This window comes from Mesorhizobium sp. WSM4823, assembly GCF_055811195.1.
Genome location: NZ_JBVVQL010000025.1, coordinates 16113 through 39772, shown reverse-complemented (window position 1 = coordinate 39772; position 23660 = coordinate 16113). Strand labels below are relative to the sequence as shown.

The following is a 23660-nucleotide window of genomic DNA, read 5'->3' as shown; positions in this document are numbered from 1 at the left end:
TGAAATGTGTCGTGCACGAGGCGGAAGACGGACTGGCCATCAATGGCGGCAATGGCCTTAGCCGCTTCGTTCTTCGAGCAAGTCTGAAACATCGCCTGAGCTAACTCGTAGCCATCCGTCTGCTTCATGCGCCAAGCATCGCCCCGCTTTGTACTCGATCACTGGCGACGCCCGGGCTTTGGGATGAGAGCGGCGATCTCGCGGTCAGATGCCCGCTCGCTCGCCGCAAGGCCCGCAGCCACGCCAGCGCGGTCGGCCGCGTTCCGGTTCTGACTCAGTTTTCGCTTGCTCTCCAGCCTCGTGATCGGCATGCGCAAGCCAACGATTCCGCGGAGTTGCGCCTGTACAAAATCCGGCGGTGCATCCGATACCGCCCAAGGCGAGGCGCGCTCGCCCTCCTGGTGGTCAGTCAGACGTTTCACAACGTCCAGCAGTCTTCCCGCATGCTCGAAGAACTCGACCGGACCATAGGCGTGGACGGCGATGTAATTCCAGGTCGGGACGACCTTCCCGGTTTCCCGTTTGGTCGCATACCATGCCGGCGTCACATAAGCGTCCGGCCCCATGAAGATGGCCAAGCCGTCGCCCATCGGGGGAACATGGCACTGGGGATTAGCCTTCGCGAGGTGGCCGTAGATGACGCCGTGCTCGCCCTCGCTCTCATCAAGCAAGAGCGGCAGTGGCGTTGCAAGCGGCCCTTCCGCGGTGACTGTAACGAAGTTCGCCAGCAGCGCCGCGCGGATCGTCGCGCGCAGGCCCTCCTTGTCGTCGTCGCGGAAAGCGGGAGGGATGTACATCGCGAAAACTCCTTGCGTTACCAACAGATACCGGCAACCTGGCCTGCTGGAAACAGCCAGTCAGAAGTCATCGACATGGTCCAGTTGCTGGATCGGTCGCGCGCCGGATCTCCGGGGGTGTGCGAAGTCGAGGACGCCTGGGTCATTTGCAGCCGAGGTCGGGCGTATCACCCATAACGGCAATGGCGACTAGTTTGCCGGCAGGCGTAAACGGTTCTTCATAAGCGAGATCACGGTACTGGCTGGGAAAGCAGGGCGTAGGATCTCGCGATTCAGTGATGTTCTGGAAGCGAGCGAATTTCATATCCGCATGCATCTAATGCCGGAATCAGATTGGACAGTGCCGTAACCGTTTGGTCGCGCAGACTGGCTTGAGTGCTCCGTCTCGACTCGTCGGGAGGGCAACCGTCGTGCAGGAGCACGATTGCGCCGGGCCGGATCGAGGCGAGCACTGCGTCGACGATCGCGTCGGCGCCGGGACGCGACCAGTCTCTTGGGTCTATCGACCAATGAAGGGCCGCCAGACCGGCGATCTCTGAGGCAGTGAACACTTCTTCGCTCCAGGCCCCGTATGGCGCGCGAACGTAGCGGATCGAGGCCTGCGGGCATGCTACCATGATGGCACGGTTCGCCTCAAATACCTCATGTTGCACTTCGCCCAAGCCGCATTTGGATAGATCCGGATGAGACATCGTGTGGTTGCCTACCTCATGCCCTTCTGCGATCATGCGCTGGATGAGATCCGGGTGCTCTGCGGCGTAGGCACCAATGACGAAGAAAGTCGCTGGCACCTGATTTTGCGCCAGCACATCGAGTATCTGTGGTGTGAAAAATGGATCGGGGCCGTCGTCAAACGTCAGAAAAACGATCCGACGGCCGGTTCCATCAGCGCATTCACTCCGCACCTCCCTTCTGTCATCAAGATGTTTCATAGAACCCTTGCCTCGGCCTACTGGATCGGAGACAGTCATATGAAGGTGCAGACCGGTGGTTCGGCCCTAATTTCGGTCGTCCAGACTTTGGCATCAGTTTTGGTGGACGCGAGCAGCTTGCGAGGGATGCATCCGAACGTGGCGCTGCTCCCACAATTGGCGCAGCTCTCCTGTAAGAGCCTCGCGCAGGCCCTGATCCAGCGTAATTGTGTCGAGTAGATCCGCGAGCACCGCTTCGCCTTCGATCCGCGTCAGCAGATCGAACAAGTCATGTGAAATACGCGCACAGTCACGGTGATCCGTTCGGATTTCGCAGACGGTCTCGTGGCGATTCCGCGCCGTGTATTCGCGGACTTTATGCAGGGATGCATAAGGCGGCAATGAAACCGCGAGCGCAGTCCAATCCTGCAGCGTTGCGGCCCGTTTTTTGACGAGGTACGGCCCGACCACAAGTCCATCCAGCTCTGTTGTCAGGAACGTGGCAATCGAGTCTGCAACCGAATCTACGATCGGCTCTGCATTGTTGTTAAAGGACGTATTGAGCAGAATTGGGATGCCTGTCCGCTGCTTGAAGGCATTGATGACATCCCAGTAGGCCGGACTGGCCTTGCGCGATACTGTTTGCAGCCGCGCCGTACCGTCGACATGCGTGATGGCGCCGAGCAAATCACGCTTGGAATCGCGCACACGAACTACGAAATTCATGAAGGGAAATTCGCACGCACTGCCCGGGAGGTCGAAAAATACGCGCGCATCCTCCTCCAACACTGATGGGGCGAACGGGCGATATCCTTCCCGCTTCTTGACCATAGCGTTGATCCGGTCCTTGTTTGAAGCGGGCCTGGGGTCGGCAAGAATGCTGCGATTTCCGAGCGCTCGCGGGCCGAACTCCGAACGACCTTGCACCCAGCCGATCACGGCGCCACCGACCATCCACTCGGCTGCCCTATCCGCCACCTCCTCAGTGCGTTCAAACTCCAGGTGCCCCGTCCATGCCTTTAGTTCCTCTTCGACAGCGTGGTCGCTCGCGAGTTCCGGCCCCCAATAGACCTCCTGCAATCGGGTACGCGGCGCTGGACGGCCCAGCTCATTAGACACGAGTAGCGCGGCGCCTAATGCGCACCCAGCGTCATGCGATGCGGGCTGCACGAAGATGTCTTCGAAAAGTCCTGAATAGAGCAGCTTGCCGTTCATGGAGCAATTGTGCGCTACTCCGCCGGCCAGGCACAACCGCGTCATCCCGGTGGCATCACGATAATGACGAAGAATGTGAAACACGATGCGTTCGAGCGCTTCCTGTAACGACGCACTCACATCCATATGCTGCTGAGTGAATGGCATTCCCTTTTGCCGAACCTGAATGCTGCGGAGCAAAGTCGGACCGATGCGGTCCAGGTGGACGCGATACTCGCCGTTTGCAGAGAGTTCATAGAATTGCTCGAAAAGCTCGCGATAGGGAACGGGATCGCCGTACGGGGCAAGCCCCATCACCTTATATTCATCGAACAAGCCGTAGCCGAGATACCGGATCGTCTCGAGATAAAATAGCCCGAGAGAATTGTTCTCTGGGAAAGTCGCAAGTTGTGTAATTTCAGTACCGGATCCTACCGCCATAAGGCCCGACAGGAAATCACCCGAGCCGTCAATCGCGAAAATTAGACTTTGCTCAAAGCCCGACATTGCAAAAGCACTCACGGCGTGCGCCTGATGATGACCTACGAATGAGATACGCGAAGCGTCGAGCTCGGTACCGAACTCCTGCGCCAGCAGCTGCTGCATCAATAGTTTGGCATCCAGTGGAATGGCGGGGTCCGGCTGGGAAACAAGCATGTTTTCAAGCATGGCGTTGCTATAGTCTTCGGTAGCGTAGAACGCCACTCGATCGATTTCGCTGAGCTGAACCCCAGCGGCTGAAAGACAGTATTGAACCGAACCAAGCGGCAGCTTGTTGGAGTGTTTGATCCGATTGAGGCGTTCCTCTTCTACGGCCGCGATGACCTGTCCGTCTCGGACAAGCACCGCAGCGCCATCGTGCATGAATGTGTTGGGAATCTGAAATCTATTTTCATAGACTTGGTCCAATCCGCCGCTCAATCCTAGACACAGCATGTCGCTCTCCATTTGTCGTACCGAAGACTAAATTGGCCTGTCGCAAGGCCGTTCGATCAGAACAGGCTGCGTGGTCAGTTCGCGCCACGAACGCCAGCCAACATAACCGGCCTCAAAGAAATTCTCTTAGGTCGGCCGGGACCAAGAGAGATCCTGTGCTCGCGGCACACCAGGCGTTCCATAGCGTTGTGGGATTGAATCGACGCCGGCCAAACCCTTCGTGGCACATGGGCGACGTCGTTTTATTTGCCCCTTTGGCGCATGGTTTATCTCCTTCTCTCAGCGCATCAGTCGGCGGCGCAACAGCGCCATCGAGAGGAAGAATGGCAACACCGCGTAGAGGCCGAGCACCCCGATGTGCAGGGCGATGCCGCCGATCGGGCGATCAAGCATGACCGGACGAATGAGGTCGATCGCATGTGCCAGCGGCATGCATCGCGCTATCTGCTGAAAGGTGTCAGGCAGCTGATTCAATGGGAAAACGGCGCCCGACAGGAACAGCATGGGTGTAAGGATAAGCGTCTGGTAAAATACGAAGTACTCGTAGCTGGGCGAAAGGGCGGTGACGACCATCGCGAGGCTGGCAAATACGAACCCTGTCAGAACAATGAATGGCAGCGCATAGAGGACGGACGGCCAGGCTGTATAGCCCAACGCTGCGGTGACAATGGTAATTGCCATACCGGCTAGGAAGGCCTTGCTGGCTGCCCACGCCAGTTCACCCAGAACGATATCGCCGAGGGTAACGTGCGTATACAGCATGGCTTCCCATGTGCGTTGAGAATGCATGCGAGCGAAAGCCGCGTACAGTGTTTCGAGGGTAGAGGCGGTCATCGCACCGACCCCGACCATGCCGGCCGCCAAAAAGGCGATGTACGGCGCACCGTCGACGCGGCCGACCATTATGCCGAGGCCGGTACCGAGGCCGAAAAGGTAGATCATTGGATCGGCGAGGTTACCGAGAATCGCTACGAATGCGACTTTCTTCCATGCCAGATAGTTGCGGCGCCACACCGCAACCCAGTTCCACGCATTGGCGGGCAGCACCGCCGCAAGACCTTCAATCATCGTTCACTCCTCCATCTCGCGCCCGGTCAGTCGCAAGAAAACATCCTCGAGATTGGCTGGACGCAGAAGAAGGCGCAGACTTGGTCGCCCCTGGAGTTGCGTGCGCACCTGATCGGGGTCTGGCCCATAGCAGTAGAGCGTTTCGCCGCTGACCTCGATGCGCTGAGAATGGGGCTTGACCAGCGAATGCAACTCGTGCGGATCGCCGCCGTAAATCTCCATGACCTGGCATCCGATATGCTCGTCGATCAGAGCCTGCGGGCGGCCTTCGGCGATGTAGCGACCCCTTTCGAGCACGCACAGCCGATCGCATAATCGCTCAGCCTCTTCCATAAAATGCGTGGTCAGGATAATCGTCTTGCCGCGCGCCAACAGGGCGCGCAGCCGCTCCCAGATCAGGTGGCGCGCATGCGGGTCGAGGCCGGTGGTCGGCTCGTCCATCACGATGAGCTGGGGGTCGTTCATCAACGCCCGCGCCATCGTCAGGCATCGCTTCATGCCGCCGGACAATTCCGAGACGCGCGCATCCGCCTTGCGCTCAAGGCGAGCAAACTCAAGAAGCGACGGGATGACCGCTTCGCTCTGGCGTGTGCTCATGCCGAAGTAGCGGCCGAACACCAGCAGGTTCTCGCGTACGGTGAATTCCTGGTCAAGATTGTCGAATTGCGGGACCACGCCGATGCCCCTACGTGCCAGCCGAGCGCGCGCCGGCACCGGGACGCCGAGCACCGTGATGGTGCCCGCGTCAGGGCATGTCATGCCGAGGAGCATACGCGCAATCGTGCTTTTGCCCGCCCCGTTTGGCCCCAGGAGGCCGAAACACTCTCCCGACGCAACGGTGAACGACAGGTCGTCGACAACGACCTTGTTCCCATAGGACTTGGTTACGCCAGCGAAATCGACTGCCACGGTCGACAAAGAGCCAGGCACGGATCTCTTCGCGCTTGTTTGCCCGTGAGATTCCCGTTCGATCGCAGGAGTCTCGATCTGCCGCAGATCCTCTGGGTCCAACTTCAGGTTCAACATTTGCTGTTTCTGGTCCTGGCTCAAAACTCTTCCACCTGCGATCACGTGACTATTGCTGTTCGCTGTAAGCTGCGTCAGATCCAACCAAGTTGGGCTTTGGAATGGCGCCGCCGGTGTCTGGCACAGTGGCCTCAGGGCTTCGCGACAACCAATCGCTATTGCTCAATGTACACAGCGCGTATGCTTTCAATGGGAGCAAGAGAAAGATGTTGATGAGTGTGTGGAGCGAGAAACCGAGAAATCGAAGTTGGCGCGAACGAAACGCTGCCACGCTGCAACGAACTATAGTCATGACCGCAATCGTCAGGCATGCCGTCCAAGGCACAGTACCTGTGGTAACGAACTGCGCGATCCCCGCCAGGAGCGACAAAGAGAGCAATAGTGGGCCAAGGTTCTGCCCAATCACGTCCAATGTGAGATAGATATTAAGACCGCGCAGCAGTTGGAGCGCCAGCAACGTGTCACGGAACGTGCTCCGGGCCCAGCGAAGCTGTTGGCGCAGATAGGGACCCATGCTGTTGGGAACGACTGTTGCTGCGACGGCCTCCGGGACATACTCTGTTCGAAAGCCTGCTTTCAACATCAGGATCGTAAGGTGGCGGTCCTCACCGAAGTCGCTCGGCTTCCCTCGAAAGCGCTGCGTCTCATATTGATCCAGCAGCGAAACAAGCGCGGTTCGCCGGTACATGGCACACGGACCGCAGCAACACATGACGGCACCGAACCGAGCCTGCGCTGCCCGCTCTTCGTTGCAGGCGAGCCAGTATTCCATGTCAATCAACCGCGTCAGCCAAGTTTCATCGCGATTGCTAGCCGCCAACTGGCCCATGGCGGCGCCGATCGCTTGATCTTGCATCTTCTGCGCAAGCCTTGTGACGACGTCCGGCGCGAGTATCGTGTCCGAATCGACATTGAGCACCAAATCTCCGCACGAGCGGCGAACCGCCACGATCTGTGCCTTGCGCTTTCCGACATTCTTTGGGAGCGCAATGAAGTTGAACCTTGGATCGCGAGCGTATTCCTCGTGTACACCTGCGAGCGCATCGCGGTTTCCGGAACCGTCATCAACAACATAGACCTGCAGTTTTCCGGCGTAGTCCTGACCTGCAACGGAAGCCAGGCAGTCCGAGAGGGTGCGAGGGGCCTCGTTGTAGCACGGGATAATGACATCGACGCTCGGCCAAGACTCACAGCCGGCCGGTTCGCCCGAGGTCGGCGATACGTTTGCAGGCAGGGTGTAGAACACCTGCGCGGTTTTATAGATGCTCGACAGCAGCGCATAAGAGCAGATGGCAATAGTACTGGCTGGGGCAAATAGGTTCATGAGACGTCAGATTCTTCAGTGAATTTGAGGAAGCGAGCGGATGGTAGATCCGCGATCAATGCTGGAATCAGATCGATCAATGCCATGAGGGGCGGGTCGCGCTGACTGATACCATTGCGGGTGTTCTTCATAGCTCTGGACCGTTCCGATCGATCAAAGTGCCGGCCGGCCACTCGCTCATTGAGCATCCAATTGGGAGCACAATGACGAGTACGTCGTCGTCGACTCGCGTGGGAGGCAGATCGGGGTACACGTCCGGGAGGGTTGAGCGCACGCGAACGCCCGACAAAATGTTCGCCAAGCCTTTGCGGCAGAACCTCCCAACATGGTTCCGGAGCGCGGGCCGAACCGAGCCGAAAGCGAATGGAACGCCAAGCTGCTGTAGCACTGGATGCATCACGCTGATCGAATGGGCGATTCCTAGCCCCTCAAGATCCGGACGCACCCCGTATAGACCGAGTTCAGCGACAAGCAGATCAGCGTCGCCAACTTTGATGTATCGGCGCAGCAGGCCTAGGTGAGCCGCTACCCCGTGCACATCATAGCCGATTGCGCGGACCTCCGGTCTTGCACCGGCCCAACTTCGACCGCCTGCGAATTGCTTTCCATTAAAGGCTCCGGTAGGCTCATAGGTCTTCTGGAAGAACTCAGAGAGTTCGAGGTGATCGGAAAGCTGCAACTCATTTTCCCAGCACAACCTCCACTGCACGTCAGAGCGCATGCGAAGACTTCCTTTTTTTCGGGTTCTTTTGTGCACCCCACGCGGTAAAGCAACGGCGGTGCGTGTCATGTGGGGTCTATGAACCACCCCCCCAGATTGGTAAAATTGATTGTTTAGATCCCGAGCATCCACGCAATGGATGACAAAACTATGCGTTTCAAAGGCCTTGATCTGAACCTTCTGGTCGTGCTCGATTGGCCCGACAAACGACGACACCGAGGCAGCTGTCGGTTACACAACCTGCCTCAAGAGCGGCCGTCAGAGCGTGGCTGCGCCTCGTGCCGAAGCAGCGATTAAGTGGAAGATGGATCCGACTGTTAGGCGTTAGCAAACGCGGCGCGCGTTGACGCACGCCGATGATTAATGCGATCGCGCAGCTTTTGACAGCGCCGGCGGCAAACAGGCTCCGCGAAGCCTCTGGCTCGACAAGTTGCTGCAAAGGCGGCATCCCGATGGCGCGGCGGTCGCGCTCGCCAACAAGGGTCGTCTGTTCGATGCTCTCGAGTGCTGCCTGGCAACCGGTACTGACGGTAAAGGCGGGCGGACGGACCTGGAGAGCGAGAAGGAGGGCGCACCTGCCTTGCAGCAAAATGGGAAAGGTGGGAAATGGTCATCCCGTCACTTCCGAACCTGCTGTGTGGACCGGAAAGGCTTCGGCCGGCGTCTGAGGGCCGTTGAGTTGGAGGGCGGGTGAAAACCCGTTGAGGCTCGCGGCGCTGAACATCGAGCCGCATGAAGAAGCCGGATATCTAAGCAGTTGTGACCATCACCGGATCCAGCTAATTTGTTGATCGGCGCCCTTATACATCCACGTATATAAGGTCAGCTTGATACAGAGGCACGTTGACTCCAAGTCAACCTCGACAATTCGTCTGATCAGGAAGCGGAAATCGGCTTTCGGAAGCGGGCCAGCAGGCAGTCTTCATTGATGGACGCGCCCCGGCACTCGATGCGCTTCATCTCGGTCAACGATTCGTTCAGCATGGCGATAGTGGTCTCTGCACCAGCGGCGTGCCCCCAACGTTGGCAACTGGTGTCGCGTGCCGACCCGAAAATCAGGTGCCCGCCTGGCGCAAGCAGGCCCACCAAGTTGCGGACTGCTGCGCGGATCTGAACGAGATCTCCGACGTAGTAAAGAACCTCCGCCACGACAATCAGGTCGAACGGCTCATCACTCGAAAACTGTTGAACATCGGAGATTATCCAGCTGATGTGCGACGCCTCTTTCATGCGCAAACGTGCTCGCGTAATCGCTGGCTCCACGACATCGATCACAGTGAGTCGCTTGCAATGGGGAGCTAGCCGCTCCGAAAAGGCGCCGGCAGCGCACCCGACTTCAAGCGCATTTGCGACAGGACCTTGCGCAAGCGACAAGCTGAGAATTTGCGTATGGCGCTCCCGCTCGAACGGATTGCCATCGAGCCGCCATGGATCGTCTGCGGCCATTTCTCGATTCAGCAGTTCATGATCGATCTTGTAGGTCAAATTCACACCTCGCTAAAGCAGCATCACCGGCGCTGCAAAATGCCGTCAGACGTCGGCAGGGTCGGGACCAAGGCACGCTAATTCTGAAGTCCCGGCACCAATTTCCACTGCCTTCGGATCGTTGCCTTCTGCACTCCAATGGGCATTGGTGATGGTGCTCAGGCTTTTTCGTCGGGCGTCCCCGCAGGCCGAGGCACCCCCTCTAATAGGAGCGGCAGGATTGGCAAATTGATTGTTCGGATGACAACCATCCACGCCCTAAACACATCGAACGCGGAATTGGGCGTGGCTGGGTCGGCGCAACCGCGGTCGTCTGGTCCATGAAACAGCCATACACCGGTGCTACCGAGCACAATACGCCGCACGCAGATGGGCGTGGCCTGCGATGCGTTTGTCGGCTTCGCGGAGCGAGCTGGATTCCTGAAAGAGGCGGAAATGCCGCGGATCGCTGCTTCCAATTCGGGCGGTGGACAGGTTTAGGTTCGTTCGTCCGCCCCCCTCGTGTGCCCGCTGCGCCGTATGCGCTGACCATGGCGGAGAACGACAAGCGTGCAACCATCGAACCGGCTGCGCGCTGCGAGGGTCGAAAATCGCGGCTACGCCGGCACGCTGATGAGGACACAGGGAGACTGGGGTTCACCACCTCAGCATGGCCGCAACCCAGGACGGACAACGGGAAGATTTTGGCCGAGGCGCAGGCTTGAGTTAAGGGCGCTCACGCACAGCCGTTCAGTGCGGCCCGTATACGCCTTTACCGGCGGCTTGGCCACGCTTCTGGGGTGATGCTTTGCATCGCCGGTCGCAGTGAGGTCCGGTTGGCAACGTTAGCACAGGCCAATATCGCGGCCGCCCTGGCTATGTATGCGTCCCTCTCTTCTGTTTGGACCTGGCTGAACAAGCTTGCACCGGTCGGACATGCAGTCCAACCAGGATGCGCGCATCCACATCAAGCCTCATGAACGCGGAGGAAATCCTCATACATCGCTTGCAACCCGGCACCAAGAGAGGTTTTGGCTTTCCAGCCAAGGTTACGCAAGCGCGTTATGTCCAGTAGCTTCCGCGGAGTACCCTCTGGCTTCGTCGTGTCGAATACCAAATTGCCCCCCCAGCCGACTGTCGCCTTAACCAGTTCCGCTACCTCGCGAATCGTGACGTCCTCGCCAACACCAACATTAATCAGGGGCGCTGTGTCGGGGGCTGTTAAGGCGTCAAAGTCCGAATCTGCCAAGCCAATCAGGAATGCAATGGCATCGCCTACATCCGACGAATACATAAACTCTCGCCGAGGCTTTCCAGATCCCCAGACCTCTACCGAGGCGTCTCCGTTCAATTTAGCCTGGTGAAAACGGCGTATCAGAGCAGGCAGAACGTGGCAATTTAAGGGGTCATAATTATCGCCGGGACCATATAAGCTGGTCGGCATCAACGTGAGATAGCGCGTCTGGTACTGCCGGTTAAAAGACCAGCATGATTCGACTCCTGCGATTTTTGCCAAAGCGTAGGGACGATTCGTCGCTTCAAGCGGACCGGTGAGAAGGTATTCCTCACGTATCGGCTGCGGGCAGTCGCGTGGATAGATACACGAAGAGCCAAGAAAAATCATCCGCTCGACGCCGGAAGCGTAAGCGGCATCAAAAACACTAAGTTGAATCGCCAGGTTGTCATGAAGGAAATCGACGGGGGAGCTAGCGTTCGCCAGTATACCACCAACCTTTGCGGCGCACATAACGACGTAATCAGGCCTCCGCGACATGAAGAACCTGCGCGTCTCGCTCCGGTCAAATAGATCCAGTTCTTCGCGAGTACGTGTTATTATCTCATAGCATCCTAGCGCCTCGAGGGCTCTCATAGTGGCGGATCCAACAAGGCCGCGATGGCCTGCCACATAGACTTTCTTCATCTTTTGTTTTCCATTGATGTTGCTCTGGGCGCCCCTGAAGAAGGCCACCATGGCACTTAACAACAAGCCTGCATGGCGCCGCTGTTGTCATCATAACTCATTGTGTACAGTGTGAATAATAACCTTGCTTCATCAGCACTGCGTCACGCTCTGCCATGCGCAAATCTTCCCGAACCATCTCCCTAACCAGTTCGATGAAGGAGATTTTGGGCTCCCACCCAAGTTTTTCTTTGGCCTTGCGGGCGTCGCCGAGAAGTGTCTCGACTTCTGTAGGACGAAAATAACGGGGATCTACTTTTACGATCAAAGCTCCCGTCTTTGCATCGTACCCCTCTTCGTCGACCCCTTCTCCTACCCAACGAACACCAATGCCGAGTTCAGCAGCCGCGACGGTGACAAATTCGCGCACCGAATGTTGCTCACCGCTAGCGATTACAAAGTCTTCAGCTTGCTCCTGCTGAAGCATCAACCACTGCATCTGGACGTAGTCTCGGGCGTGCCCCCAATCCCGACGCGCATTAAGGTTGCCCAAGAATAAAGTTGGCTGCACTCCAAGCTTAATTCGAGCCAAGGCACGCGTTATTTTTCGCGTTACAAAGGTTTCTCCGCGCACAGGTGACTCATGATTAAATAAAATTCCGTTACATGCGTACAAATTGTAAGCTTCTCGGTAATTTACGGTCATCCAATGAGCATACAATTTGGCAACAGCGTAGGGTGATCGGGGGTAGAATGGTGTCGTCTCGGTCTGTGGCGTTTCCCGCACCAGTCCGTAGAGCTCAGACGTCGAGGCTTGGTAGTAGCGCGTATGCTCGACGAGCCCCAGGATCCGAATTGCCTCGAGGATACGCAGCGCACCCAACGCGTCCGAGTTCGCGGTGTATTCTGGTTGTTCAAAGGAGACTGCAACGTGGCTCTGAGCTGCCAGATTGTAAATTTCGTCCGGCTGAACCAGTTGGATGACGCGCGTAAGGCTGGACGAGTCTGTCAAGTCCCCGTGGTGAAGTGTAAGATCAACGCCACTTTCATGAGGATCATGATAAAGATGATCTATACGGCTTGTATTAAAAAGAGACGACCGTCTCTTTATCCCATGCACAGAATAGCCCTTTTCCAAAAGCAATTCTGCGAGATAGGAACCGTCTTGCCCCGTGACCCCGGTGATTAAAGCGACTTTTCTCTTTGACAAGCTTGAATCCTTTGATTTTGGCGCGCCCGTGCAAATGCTCGCCTGCGGCGGCATTGCGTGGCGAGAAAGGGGCGCATTGGGCAGGGCGAGCGGAGCCTCTGCGAAGGCTAGAGAGAGTTCGAGCGGGCAGCCAACCCTTTCATGGAGCCGGGGAACGTTCGAAGGAGTTATCAATCGAGATCAAATGAGGCGGGTCATTCAAATCGAATTCGATGATCCGCGGCACAAAGAGGCGGGCATAGCGGGAGAAGGCGCTAGTCGGAGGAAAGCGAATTACAGTGTCGCATCTACCGAGGAGATACATCTCAACGAGAGCGGAAAAACCCCCGTCGGTGCCGCCCAGTGCTGCACTGTGCAAGGGGCCGGCCTGATCCGCTTGGAAGTGTTTTGGGACGGTGAAGAGTTCGGGAAACATGCCCGACAAGTGATCAACAACCCGGGCGCTGTCTGTACACAAGAACACCCTTACAGGCCTTGCATGCGGTTGCGTTTTGGCCATACGAATGGCAGTGCATACCTGCTCTAAGGCAACCTTTGGATCAGCCCAGTAAGGGGCATGATCCATAATATTCTCGCCGTTGCCGTGACGGACATGGACTCCAATTATGCTGTACCCGTCAAAGTGTTCCTGGTAGAGCGCTTCAATCCGATCCTCAATTTCGGGCCTCGGCGTGATGCTCTGAAATATCGTTCGCTCGGCTTGCTCATCGCAACGCCACATCAAGCAAGCATCACACACTACTGTGTTGGCTTCACAATCATCTTGGAGCTGGAAAAGCTCGTTAAGCTCGTCACGTTCTTGGAAAATCTGTTCATCCGGACGGTACACGCAGTCGATGGATGGCCTGTTCCACCACGACGGGAAGAAGGGACCGGGGAATGAGACGTGGTTGATCTCGTCATCGCAAATGACCCGTACACCACCGATCTCTTCAATTGGCTTGAAAAAAGCCGGAAAGGCATTCGCAAACGGGTTGTCGAGGTAACAAGAGCCGCGCCAATCTATTGCTAAAGCCCGTCCCGTCCGATGTGCGTAGTCCCATGCCGACGCGAGAGACCACAGGCAATCACCGAGACCCTCGCGCCGTCGCGAAACAACGAACCGATCCATCCTTGAGCCATCAACAAGCATCTAAATTGCCTCTTTCCAAAACACCACAACCCTCAGCTTTGCTGCTGCCTTTGAGGCAAGGGCCTGCGCAATTCCGGGAGCTTGTCGTTCTGCGCCAATGCGATGTAGCTTGCGTCCATCGCGGAAGTGCCTGGCCGCGATGGACGCGCGCCCTGGGCCGGTCTTCGGCGCAGACCAGAAAATGATCTTCGGAGCCAACGCAAACATCAACCACTTTCCCTCAGGGTTACATCCTTGAATTGTTTCTATGCAACGTGCCGTAACATCGGTAAAATCGTCTGTTTTGATGAAACGCATCCACGCCATGGATGGGTGGTGACATAGGTTCCAAGGGCGTTGACCTGAATCCTCTCGTTGTGCTCGACCGACTGCTAACCCAGCGTCAGCCGGGCATTAGCGCGCCTGCAACGACGGTCCCGATGATCTCCTTCGTTGCAGGCGGGCAAGAGGATTGAATTTCGACTTTTGTCGCAAGACACTTCGTCTGTAGTGCACGGCTCTACTGAAAGCGGATATTTGCCGAGCGGTTTATGGAGGGGGGTTGTCGCGGAGAGATCTCGCCGGACCGTTCACCAGTTGGGCTGGCGCTCGGCGGCAGGCCGGCGGCGAGCATTGCCAGGTGGCTCGCCGCAGCATAATCGGCTAGTCTGGTGTGTTCGATCCGAGGTTTGATGGTTCATCATTGTCGTCCGACTAAAAGGATGCACCGATGGGCCGGGCCGCGCATGGCCACAAGACAGAGGCGATCCGTCGAGCGATACAACACAGTGAAGCGAGCCTGAGGTCGCCCTCGATCCGCTATGGCATCAACCCAAGACCGAGCAATGGAGAAGCGGGTTCGACAGCCGATCTGCCCACCGGCCCAGGGAGCGAGATCGACGGTCTCGTCTGCCGAGGAGAGGACCGTTCTTGTGGCCTTCCGCCGCAACACGCTGCTGCCGCTCGCGCGTTCAGCCGGCGATCCCGCATTTGACGCGCTCTTCCTTGCACCGATGTCGGCAGCGCAAGCATCGTGCGATTGCCAGATGCCGACGTCGACAGGCCGGCGAAGAAGAGGTTCAAGGCCTTTCCGATCGGCTTCTTCCACATTGATATAGCGAAGGTCCGTACGACCGGGGCAAGCTAAACATAAGGCTTTGTACCGCGGCACCGCCTGTCGCTATTATTGGCGCCGCTCTGTCCCGCCGGCACCAAAGGAGACCGTCGCGCCGCAGTTGTTGTTAGATCACATTCAATTCCCTAAACGCCCGACCTTCGGCAACCCGGCCATAGCCGAACGCCGAGCAATCCACCGTCCGATAGCCGCCATGCATGATCAACTCGGCCAGCGCCTTGCCCACCGCCGGCCCCTGCTGCAGGCCGTGGCCGGAGAATCCATTAGCAAACAGGAAGTTACCCAGTTCGGGATGCGGACCGATCACTGCGTTCTGGTCGAGCGTGTTGTAGTCGTAATGGCCGGCCCAGGCGCGGGTGGGCTTGATCGCCTCGAAGGCGGGAATGCGGGTCGCCAGCACCGGCCAGATCACCTCTTCGAACAGCGGCCAGTTTACCTCGAAGTCACCGGGATCGGGTGCGCGGTCGCCTTCCTCCGGTTCGGCGCCGCCGGTGAGGTAGACCGAGCCTTCCGGACGGACATAGATGCCGGAGGGATCGACCAGCAGCGGCATGTCGGCATATTTCTCGCGCGCCTCGAAGACGAAGACATTGCGCTTGCGCGGCTCGACCGGCAGCTCAAGTCCGGCCATGGCAGCCACCTTGCCGGCGTTCGGGCCGGCGGCGTTGACGACGATGCCAGCCTCCAGCGTTTCGCCATTGCCGAGGCTCACTCCCGTGACGCGATTGCCATCGCGCGCGATGGCGGTGACATCGGCGGTGATGAAATCGACTTTCTTCTGCCGCAGCGCCTTGCGGAACAGCGTCAGCATCGCATGCGCGTCGAACCAGCCTTCGCCGGTGCGGCCATAGGCGCCGGCTGAAATGCCCTCGGTCGACAGCCACGGGAACCGGCGCACCAGCGCATCGGCATCCTCGAGCACGATGTCGGCGCCCTCGGCCATCTGCGCCTCGTGATTGCTCTTGAGGATCGGCAAGCCGTCCTCGCCGGCAAGGATGAGGTAGCCGCCTTCGCGAAAGCCGATATCGGCGTCGGCGCCGAACTCTTCCTTCAGCCGCCGGAACAGCTTCAGCGTGAACTGCGACAGGCGGATGTTTTCCGGGATCGAGAATTGCTGGCGGATCGAGGCCATGGACAGCGTCGTTGCCGCATGCGCGAATTGCGGATCACGCTCGACCAGCGCGATCGTGCCGGAAAACCCTTGCTCGCGCAGATAGTAGGCGACCGAGGAGCCGACTATGGCTCCACCGATAATAAGGATGTCGTAACGCACGTTTTGTCGCCTTTCCGGTAACCGTCCGTGTCGATCACACAGCCGTCAGCATGATGTCGAAGCGCGTGCCGCGGCCGGGCGCGGCTTTAGCCAGTTGAAACCTGTTATGGGATGCCCTGTCAGCGAGCCTAATGCAGCTGCCGGTCCTGCTTCACGGAGCAAGTCGTCAGCTCTGTCCGTCTTCTCCTAGGTGAACTTAGGCTCATTACGCCGAAGTGTCCTGTCGCCGCCTTGCGGTAGGGATCAACCATCTTGATGATGCCCTTCAGTCGGAGATCGAAAATATGAGGCACTGATGCCCCGCGCGCTGCTCGAGATCCTGCCCTCGTCCTTCATTGACGCCCTAGCTTATGTCCGGCGACGGCTCGGTGAGAGCCAGACTACGGCGCAACTTCGACCGGGCCAATGTCGAGTATCGTATCGCGGGCGACTTGGCTGTAATCAATCTGCGCATGAGTGGTAACCTCGTCCTGCTGGCTTGCCATTTGGCGCTCTTCGCAAATGCTGTTCGGCGACGGATATGCCGCCCACTGAACGTGAAAGTCGCGGTGAGCGTACCATTGACAGCGATTTGCGGTCGCGAAGGTTCCATGAATTTCTTTGAAGGATCTGTTGCAAACAAGAACGCAACGAGATTGGCGGGTCGAGTGCGGCGCCGAATTCGATAGCAAATCCGGCGCCGATCGCGCTTCAAGCGATGAGATCGCCAATCTCCCAAGACGATTAAGGTCGACGTCCGCGTGATTGCCGCCACGAACAGGAACCTGGAAGACGCTGTTGCAAGGAACGAGCTACGCGCCGACTTTTATTATTGCATCAGCGTTGTTCCCTTGCTGGTGCCGCCATTGCGTGAACGGCGCAGTGATATTCCGCTCCTTGCCGCTTCGATTTCAAGAATTTCAACAGCGAAAAACGGCCCTACGATGGTGTTCGATGGGAGTGCGACTGAAGTGCTGATTAACTGTGCTTTTCCCGGAAACGTCCCCGAGTTTGAAAATTGCGTGCATCGGACGGGGACCCTGGCAGCGGGAGCGTCAATCGTCAGAAGCGACTATGATTGCTCACACGGCCGATGCCTATGGAAGCACGCATCGAAGGAGACTGCGCCGAAATCCGAGCCGATCGCACGATCGCCGCTGAACCATGCAATCGTCTGGTGCTTTTGCTTCGGCCGCCGTGCGGCCCCGCCTGTTGACGGCGAGCAGGCACTGCCAGCGCCTGCTCGGATAGGCCTCGTAAGCGACAGGGACATGACCGATCGCGAGCGTCTCATCGCGGCGATGGAAAGATCCGGCTGGGTAAAGGCAAAGGCAGCGCGCCTGCTGAGACTGACGCCGCGCCAGATTGGCTACGCGCTGAGGAAATAGGGTGTCGAGATCAAGTGTGTCTGAACCGGGCTGTCGGACTTTCGATAAGGTCGGGGCGCGACATAGCGACGAACTAGTTTAATGAGGACTTGCCTGTGTAAAACCACTTCGCCGGGTAGCCGGACAGTGCGCTGGCGTTGTCGAAGGAGTTCGTGCCAAAATCCTCCCTGTAGTATCCCACCGTATGAAAGATGAAGGCATCACGTTCGATATCGACGAGAGCGATAATGTGCGGCTTCCACCCTAACCTCGGATCGAAGCCGCTCGTCGGATGCTGGAAACGTGAGTCAACGCCCGCGCTCAGATAATCCTTGCTGCCTCCATCGAGGACGTGTTCGCCGAATCCGCAGAGCTTGTCATTGTCCTCCCCAAAAACATGCGGTTTGTGACGGTTTCCGTCACCGGAGAGTTCGTCCCATGCCTTAGCGCCATAGGATTGGTGGTCGCCCTCGCGGGCCAAAGATTGATAGTCGCCCCGACAAGCGTCGATTCTGTCGCTGCCATCACGACCCAAGCTCACATCGTGCCGCTCGTCGTCGATTGCTTCGGGAGCTGGTTTACCCCTAAGAAGCTGTTTCAGCTGCAGGATAAACTTTCTCATCGCAATCTCCCGATACCCCTCACGACGAAGCGCCTTGTATACCGCTCGTCAAATCATGGCGGTAATCGTTTGCCGTTGTGAATACATTTAGGGGATGGATGTTTTCACGTGCTCTCGATGAGGGCTGCTTTTGCGCTAATTCAACCTCCCTCAATGGAAGCAGTCGGTGCGGATCAGCCGCAGCGCCTTGAGCGTCTCGCTTCGCGGGTCCAGCGAAGCTCGTGTGCATCGACGAGACGGCCTCTCATGCGACGCTGAATGACGGCGAGCTCGCGGGGCAACAGCAACTCGGGCTGGAGCCATGCCTCGCGGTTTGGCGACGTTCATGCCCCACTCTGAGGCCCGACCATTTTCTTGCTAAGACGAGCAGCCAATAAGCCGCGTTTGTAGAGAGCCGTGCTGGCCAGTTGGTCTGGTCACCGCATCGGCTACAGGCTGGCAGTCCTGCGCGCGGCAGCTCAGCTGCTCGAAGGCGCCAGCCTCGCTGACCGCAAGAGCATTGCGCCAAATGCGCTCGGCATCCTCGCCCTGCCCTGCAAAGGGCCAAGGAACGGCAGAGCCCTAGGCAAGTCCAATTATGTCAACGCGGACCTGATCGCACTCTTCGTTGCCATGACCGCAGCCGGAATCCTGCCGAACGAATTCGTGGAGATATGGAACAAGAATTCCGGGCCCGGATTTCCCCTATGTCACCCTCGGCGATGGCGGTTCACGATGCTGCATCCATAGCCGAAGCTGCGGCTCGCACCTGTCAGCCCGACGGCCCGATTATTATCTGTAAGGAAGCCGCGGATCGTCGCCTTCGATCGGGATAATCACCTACGCGACCGCCTGAGTTACTCCGTCGATCTTGACACAGACGGCCGCCCAAGCAGCATTGAATTGGCCTTCGGCAAAGTGTTTCCCGCCAGCGCCAGCGCTCACCAGCGCTCGAACGCTCGATCCGGTCACATATCAGAGTGCGCGGAACTCGCGCTCGGATCGATTTAGATGCGCAGATTTTTGTATTTCAAATTCGGCTTCATCATCCACAGCAAACGCGCATAGGAACGCGTATTCAGTCCGAGTAGCTCTGCAAAAGCCCGCTGCTCAGGTGCCTCAGCGCCATCACGCGGCACTCCGAGATGTTTTATAGCTCCGGACCGTTCCTAACGATCAGGGTGCCGGTTGGCCACTCGCTCATCGAGTGTCCAATCGGCACAACTACGACCAGCACGTCCTCGTCTCGCGTGGGCGGCAGGTCGAGATACACATCTGCGAGAGTGGACCGCACGCGAACGCCCGACACAATCGCCGCCAGGCCGTCTCTGCAGAACCTCTCCATATGGTTCCGCATCGCGTGCCGAACGGTGCCGAAAGCGAATGGAACTCCAAGCTGCCGCAATATTGGATATAAAACGCGCATTGAATGACCGATCCCTTGTCCCTCAAGATCCGCACGCACCCCGTACAACCCCAGGTCAGCCACCAGGAGCTCGACCTCGTCAACCTTGATGAACCGGCGTAGGATGCCGATATGAGCCGCTACGCCGTGCGCGTCGTAGCTGATTGCGCGGAGCTCCGGCCTCGCACCGGCCCAGCTACGGCCGCCTTCGAATGGCTCTGAGTTGAAGGCCCCAGTCGGTCCGTAGGTCTTTCGGAAAAACTCGGAGAGTTCGACATGGTCGGCCTGTTGCAAGTCACTTTCCCAGCACAACCTCCACCGCACGTCAGAGCACATGGAAAGACCTCATCTTTGTTGCTGTTTTGTTGGGAAGCGCCTAGCAGAGGGACGCTTGTCGCATCGAGCTGGCTCGATGTAGCTTGCGCAGGTCACCGAAGAACTAGCCACAACGAACACGCGTCTCCGCTGCGTTCCGAGTACACCGGAAGGCGTACACCGGAAAAATACTGCTCGGAACCAATACAAACATCGACAGTTACCTTTGGCTTACATATTTGAAGTCTTGCTATGCAACATTCTGCGGGATTGGCAAAATCGTTTGTTTCGATGAATGCATTCCACGCGATGGATGAGAAAGGACATGCGTTTCAAAGAGTTTGTCCTAAATCTCCGCCCAAGGCGGCCTGATCACGAGGCTTCGACCCGGCCAGTTAACCGACCCGCTCGGCCCAGACCACTATCTGGGTGGGAATCTTCGGGGCCTACTGAACTTTTCACGCTAAATCATTGCCATACCACCGTTCACATGAACGGTCTGGCCGGTAATGTAGGCGGCCTCGTTCGAAGCCAGGTAGACCACAGCCGAGGCGACTTCCACGCCGGTGCCCATGCGCCTGGTCGGAATGGTGGCCATGATCGCTTCTTTCTGCTTGTCGTTCAGCTTGTCGGTCATGGCGGATTCGATAAAGCCCGGCGCCACGCAGTTCACTGTCACGCCGCGTGTTGCGATCTCATGCGCCAGCGATTTGGACACGCCGATCATGCCAGCCTTTGAGGCGCAATAGTTCGCCTGGCCGGGATTGCCGGTCACGCCGGACACGGAGGTGATGTTGATGATGCGGCCGTTGCGGCGGCGCATCATCGAGTGGGTCAGTTCGCGTGTGAGCCGGAACATGGCGGTCAGGTTGACCTCGAGGACCGCGTCCCAGTCGTCGTCCGACATGCGGATAAAAAGCCCGTCCTTGGTGATGCCGGCATTGTTGACCAGTATGTCGACGCCTTCGAGATCGGCTTCCGCCTTTGCGCCCAGCGCCTTGACCTCGTCGCGGTTCGAGAGGTTCGCCGGAAACAGTTTTGTGCGCCCGCCAAGCTCGGCAGCCAACGCATCGAGCTTTTCGACACGCGTGCCGTGCAGGCCGACGGTCGCGCCGTGCGCGTGCAGCGCCCGTGCTACGGCCTCGCCGATTCCACCGCTTGCTCCGGTGACGAGCGCCTTGCGGCCGGTCAGATCGAACATTGTTATCGATTTCCCTTTCTAAGGACTGGCTTCGCATGGAAGCGGCCATTGGCGGCCCTGCGTGCCTCCAGACAGTGTCGGGCAAAAGCTTTGGACAAACCTCGAGCCGAACTGAAGGACCTCGCTTAACCTTCCGGGTAGCGGTAGGTCCGCCGCTTCAACAGTTGAGAATTTTGCAAAAACGAGGTCCGGTTCGTCGACCTTCCGCCGCCACTTGGCGCATTCACGAGGCGGTCCAAGGGACGTCCTTCACAACCGTGATCCGGCAAGGATTGGATGTGAGAGATAGAGTTACTTGCATCTCGCATGGCTTTTACACCTGCTTGAACGCCAGAACTGCGTTCATGCCGCCCATGGCGAAGGCGTTGCTCAGTGCCACGCGCACCTTGCGTTCGCGCGCCATATTGGGCGTGACGTCGAGATCGCAATCGGGGTCTGGCTCGCGATAATTGGCGGTCGGCGGCACGATGCCCTCCTGGATCGCCATCACGCAGGCGATCATTTCAAGTGCGCTCGCTGCGCCGAGGCAATGCGCGTGCATGGACTTGGTGGACGAGACAGACATCGAATGGGCATAGTCTCCAAAGACGCGCTTGATCGCCGCCGTCTCGGTTCGGTCGTTGGCCTTGGTGCCGGTGCCGTGGGCGTTGAGGTAATCGACGTCCTCGGCATTCAGCCCGGCGTCGGCAAGGCAAGCGCGCATCGCGGCCTCCGGCCCCTCGATGGACGGCGCGACGATGTGGAAGGCATCGCCGGAAAGGCCGATGCCTGCAATCTCGGCAAGCATTGTGGCACCGCGCGCCGCTGCATGCTCATAGCTTTCCAGCACGGCCATGCCCGCACCCTCACCTATCACCACTCCCTTCCTGTCGGCGGAGAAGGGCCGGCAAGTATCCGGAGCGAGGGCGCGCATTGCCTCCCATGCCTTCAGCTGAACGCATACGAGTGGCGCTTCGGCGCCTCCAGCAAGCATCACGTCGGCTCGGCCGAGCCTGATCTGATCCGCCGCCGAAGCGATCGCATGGTTGGCTGATGCGCATGCAGACGCGATGGCAAAGACCGGGCCGCGCAGGCCGAGGCTCATGCTTACCTGGCTGGCAGCGGCGCTCGGCAATCCCTTTGGTGCAGCGTAGAGGCCGGTACGCTTCGCGCCGTCCAAATAGAGGGCGCGGTAGGTTTCTTCGACCGTTCCCCAGCCCCAACCGCAGACGCCTACTGTCGCGCCGAAGCGATACGGATTTCCCTCGTCGCAGGAAAGTCCGGCGTGTTGCATCGCTTCGCGCGCTGCAAGCACAGCAAGCAGGCTGAGGCGGTCCATGGAGACGAGCTGGGTGCGGCCGATGTCGTGCTTCGGCAGCTCCTTTATCTCGGTACCGACAGTGCCCTTCATCTCATGAAGCTCGGAAGTTACCATCGGGCGGATGGCGGAGCGGCCTTCGCGCATCTCTTTCCAGATAGAGGCGGCGTTGTTGCCCAGGCCGCAAAGCCCGCCCATCCCAGTAATGACGACTCGCCTATCCAATCAGACCTCCTTCGCGAGCAAACCGCGAACGGCTTCCACCATGTCGCCGACATTGTTGAGATTCGACCAGGCGTCGGCCGAGTTCATGTCGATCTTGATGTCATAGGCCTGCTCCACATCCCAGAGGAGATCCGCCAAACCCAGGGAATCGACTCCGAGCGAGGCTAGTTCGGTGGCAGTCGTTATTTCGCCGATATTGGACACGCTCTCGCCGCTTTCCGATTCGAGGCGGTTCTTGATCGTGGCAATGATTTCCGTTGCGAGTTGATCAGCCATTCTGTTTTTTTCCATAATGATGCCTTTTGACGTGGGCGCGGCGCCAGGCCTTTGCCGGTCACGTCGCGACGTCACACGACAAGGGTTCGGGCGATCGGGGCGTGTGAGGTGCTTCCAATGCGAGATTCCGAAAGATTGATAAAATCGTTTGTTTCGATAAGACGCATCCACCTTGTGGATAGAAATACATTCCAATGAACCGGCAAGCCCTCGTCATAAATCCCGCATGCCCCTTCCCACGCAAAAGCTCGGCACGTCTCGGGGCGAGTAGATGCTCAGCGCCCGACTTGCTCTCTACGGCGCGACGAACCGCGCCGGCGGTCGCGGAAGGCACAAAAGTTAACCATCCGCAGGGTGGATTCATCCTGTGGGTCGAGCTCCGAACACCGTCGATTCGCTGAACTCTTTCAGGGTTGCATCGCCCGGAATATCGCGATCGCCCACCCTGTTGTCTTGACTAGCGCCGCGCCACGGTTTATCTCACCGCCACGTTAGCACTCGCCTTTGCTGAGTGCTAACTGCAGGTCCGCACAGCCGGGCTTTGTACGTGTCCGGCGCCGCCGGATGGTGTTTTCACCACTCTCATCGAGGAAGAAAAAATGGCAAAATCGAAGTTCCGCCCGCTTCATGACCGCGTGGTCGTTCGCCGGGTCGAATCCGAATCCAAGACCGCTGGCGGGATCATCATCCCCGATACGGCGAAGGAAAAGCCGCAGGAAGGCGAGATCATCGCCGTTGGTTCCGGCGCCCGTGACGAAGCCGGCAAGCTCGTCCCGCTGGATGTCAAGGCCGGCGACCGCATCCTGTTCGGCAAGTGGTCGGGCACCGAAGTCAAGCTCAATGGCGAAGACCTTCTGATCATGAAGGAATCCGACATCATGGGCATCATCGGCTGATATCAGGCCTTTCCGTCAACTGAATTCC

At 58.3% G+C, this 23660-nt stretch carries 18 protein-coding genes and 4 pseudogenes; 4 read left to right on the top strand and 18 right to left on the bottom strand.

The features are described from left to right. The 12 genes and pseudogenes from AC0L26_RS30930 to AC0L26_RS30875 all read right to left on the bottom strand — a co-directional run. Nucleotides 1-89 (bottom strand): annotated as a pseudogene (locus AC0L26_RS30930) (TIM barrel protein); the annotation flags it as partial. 69 nt (nt 90-158) lie between these two features. Then, nucleotides 159-797, bottom strand: a complete 639-nt coding sequence (locus AC0L26_RS30925) for an FMN-binding negative transcriptional regulator (RefSeq protein ID WP_473565011.1) — start codon at nt 795-797, stop codon at nt 159-161. Between the two features lie 272 nt (nt 798-1069). Continuing rightward, nucleotides 1070-1729: a chitooligosaccharide deacetylase NodB gene (gene nodB / locus AC0L26_RS30920; RefSeq protein WP_473635945.1), complete on the bottom strand. Its 660-nt coding sequence runs from the start codon at nt 1727-1729 to the stop codon at nt 1070-1072. 93 nt (nt 1730-1822) lie between these two features. After that, a complete protein-coding gene (locus AC0L26_RS30915) occupies nt 1823-3838 on the bottom strand; it encodes a carbamoyltransferase family protein (RefSeq protein WP_473635947.1) in 2016 nt (671 codons plus the stop codon). A gap of 279 nt (nt 3839-4117) precedes the next feature. Then, nucleotides 4118-4906, bottom strand: coding sequence for an ABC transporter permease (locus AC0L26_RS30910; protein ID WP_473635944.1), 789 nt, complete (start codon nt 4904-4906; stop codon nt 4118-4120). A 3-nt stretch (nt 4907-4909) separates the two neighbouring features. Further along, on the bottom strand, nt 4910-5932 hold the full coding sequence (gene nodI, locus AC0L26_RS30905) for a nodulation factor ABC transporter ATP-binding protein NodI (RefSeq protein ID WP_473606731.1): 1023 nt from the start codon (nt 5930-5932) through the stop codon (nt 4910-4912). Nucleotides 5933-5981: 49 nt separating this feature from the next. Then, nucleotides 5982-7256: a chitooligosaccharide synthase NodC gene (gene nodC / locus AC0L26_RS30900; RefSeq protein ID WP_473635943.1), complete on the bottom strand. Its 1275-nt coding sequence runs from the start codon at nt 7254-7256 to the stop codon at nt 5982-5984. 127 nt (nt 7257-7383) lie between these two features. Beyond that, nucleotides 7384-7977, bottom strand: coding sequence for a NodA family N-acyltransferase (locus AC0L26_RS30895; RefSeq protein WP_473635942.1), 594 nt, complete (start codon nt 7975-7977; stop codon nt 7384-7386). Between the two features lie 876 nt (nt 7978-8853). Beyond that, on the bottom strand, nt 8854-9468 hold the full coding sequence (gene nodS / locus AC0L26_RS30890; protein WP_473635941.1) for a nodulation methyltransferase NodS: 615 nt from the start codon (nt 9466-9468) through the stop codon (nt 8854-8856). A 940-nt stretch (nt 9469-10408) separates the two neighbouring features. After that, nucleotides 10409-11362 carry a GDP-L-fucose synthase family protein gene (locus AC0L26_RS30885; protein WP_473635940.1) on the bottom strand — a complete coding sequence of 318 codons (954 nt, stop codon included), beginning with the start codon at nt 11360-11362 and terminating at the stop codon, nt 10409-10411. Between the two features lie 97 nt (nt 11363-11459). Then, nucleotides 11460-12551 carry a GDP-mannose 4,6-dehydratase gene (gene gmd / locus AC0L26_RS30880; protein ID WP_473635939.1) on the bottom strand — a complete coding sequence of 364 codons (1092 nt, stop codon included), beginning with the start codon at nt 12549-12551 and terminating at the stop codon, nt 11460-11462. A 139-nt stretch (nt 12552-12690) separates the two neighbouring features. Further along, nucleotides 12691-13683 carry a nodulation protein NodZ gene (locus AC0L26_RS30875; protein ID WP_473635938.1) on the bottom strand — a complete coding sequence of 331 codons (993 nt, stop codon included), beginning with the start codon at nt 13681-13683 and terminating at the stop codon, nt 12691-12693. A gap of 709 nt (nt 13684-14392) precedes the next feature. Here AC0L26_RS30875 and AC0L26_RS30870 point away from each other — a divergent pair. Further along, nucleotides 14393-14794: pseudogene (locus tag AC0L26_RS30870) on the top strand (transposase family protein); the annotation flags it as partial. A gap of 109 nt (nt 14795-14903) precedes the next feature. Here AC0L26_RS30870 and AC0L26_RS30865 read toward each other — a convergent pair. Beyond that, nucleotides 14904-16070 (bottom strand): NAD(P)/FAD-dependent oxidoreductase, encoded by a 1167-nt coding sequence (locus AC0L26_RS30865; RefSeq protein WP_473635937.1) that lies wholly within the window; start codon nt 16068-16070, stop codon nt 14904-14906. A gap of 710 nt (nt 16071-16780) precedes the next feature. Between AC0L26_RS30865 and AC0L26_RS30860 the strand changes: the two are divergent. Continuing rightward, nucleotides 16781-17437 (top strand): annotated as a pseudogene (locus AC0L26_RS30860) (AAA-type ATPase lid domain-containing protein); the annotation flags it as partial. Between the two features lie 73 nt (nt 17438-17510). Here AC0L26_RS30860 and AC0L26_RS30855 read toward each other — a convergent pair. Further along, the gene (locus tag AC0L26_RS30855; RefSeq protein ID WP_473635936.1) at nt 17511-18038 is read right to left on the bottom strand and encodes a hypothetical protein; all 528 of its coding nucleotides are present in this window, start codon (nt 18036-18038) and stop codon (nt 17511-17513) included. Nucleotides 18039-18656: 618 nt separating this feature from the next. Here AC0L26_RS30855 and AC0L26_RS30850 point away from each other — a divergent pair. Continuing rightward, a pseudogene (locus AC0L26_RS30850) lies at nt 18657-19028 on the top strand (aspartate 1-decarboxylase); the annotation flags it as partial. Nucleotides 19029-19167: 139 nt separating this feature from the next. Here AC0L26_RS30850 and AC0L26_RS30845 read toward each other — a convergent pair. The 4 genes from AC0L26_RS30845 to AC0L26_RS30830 all read right to left on the bottom strand — a co-directional run bounded on the left by AC0L26_RS30845 (nt 19168) and on the right by AC0L26_RS30830 (nt 22736). Next, on the bottom strand, nt 19168-19758 hold the full coding sequence (locus tag AC0L26_RS30845) for a NodA family N-acyltransferase (RefSeq protein WP_473606853.1): 591 nt from the start codon (nt 19756-19758) through the stop codon (nt 19168-19170). Nucleotides 19759-20200: 442 nt separating this feature from the next. After that, nucleotides 20201-20938, bottom strand: a complete 738-nt coding sequence (fabG, locus tag AC0L26_RS30840; RefSeq protein WP_473565044.1) for a 3-oxoacyl-[acyl-carrier-protein] reductase — start codon at nt 20936-20938, stop codon at nt 20201-20203. Between the two features lie 313 nt (nt 20939-21251). Beyond that, nucleotides 21252-22460: a beta-ketoacyl-[acyl-carrier-protein] synthase family protein gene (locus AC0L26_RS30835; RefSeq protein ID WP_473565045.1), complete on the bottom strand. Its 1209-nt coding sequence runs from the start codon at nt 22458-22460 to the stop codon at nt 21252-21254. Next, on the bottom strand, nt 22461-22736 hold the full coding sequence (locus tag AC0L26_RS30830; protein ID WP_473565046.1) for an acyl carrier protein: 276 nt from the start codon (nt 22734-22736) through the stop codon (nt 22461-22463). It abuts the gene before it with no gap. Nucleotides 22737-23335: 599 nt separating this feature from the next. Between AC0L26_RS30830 and groES the strand changes: the two genes are divergently transcribed. Continuing rightward, the gene (gene groES / locus AC0L26_RS30825; RefSeq protein ID WP_006203049.1) at nt 23336-23632 is read left to right on the top strand and encodes a co-chaperone GroES; all 297 of its coding nucleotides are present in this window, start codon (nt 23336-23338) and stop codon (nt 23630-23632) included. The last annotated feature ends 28 nt before the right edge of the window (nt 23633-23660 follow it).